1 protein-coding gene is annotated in these 609 nt (G+C 33.8%); it reads left to right on the forward strand.

Annotated elements, in window-relative coordinates; genetic code table 11:
- Positions 1-528: transposase (locus tag G9F74_RS29465; RefSeq protein ID WP_165406434.1), on the forward strand; the 528-nt coding region annotated here is incomplete at its 5' end.
- Positions 529-609: the final 81 nt, after the last annotated feature.

Consider the following 609-nt stretch of genomic DNA (forward strand, 5'->3'; position numbering starts at 1 on the left):
GTAAGAGAAAAAAAGAAAGGAATGAAGTATTCTGCTCGTAGTAAACGACTTAGCGGTATCAATGTATATATGACAAATACCCCTACAGATATTGTCCCGATGGAACAAGTACATGATTGGTATTCTTTACGTTGGCAAATCGAGATTTTATTTAAAACGTGGAAATCATTCTTTCATATTCATCATTGTAAAAAGATAAAACGAGAACGATTGGAATGTCATTTGTATGGGCAACTAATTGCCATTCTACTCTGTTCTTCTACCATGTTTCAAATGCGGCAATTACTTCTTATCAAAAAGAAACGAGAACTGAGTGAATATAAGGCCATATATATGATTAAGGATTACTTTCTTCTTCTTTTCCAAGCTATACAGAAAGACACCCAAGAGCTATCAAAGATTCTAATTCGCCTGTTCAACCTCCTACAGCAAAACGGGAGAAAATCTCATCGATATGAGAAGAAAACAGTCTTTGATATATTAGGTGTCGTTTACAATTGTACCATGTCTGACAATCAAGCGGCTTAATTCAAAAAAATGAAACCCGTTAGGGTTTATTTCGTATGCAAATCTTTAAATTCCTTACACATAACCTTTAGAAAAAAGAAA

Origin of the sequence: Bacillus sp. EKM202B, assembly GCF_011066025.1 — a bacterium.
GTDB classification, from domain to species: domain Bacteria; phylum Bacillota; class Bacilli; order Bacillales; family Bacillaceae_G; genus Bacillus_A; species Bacillus_A toyonensis.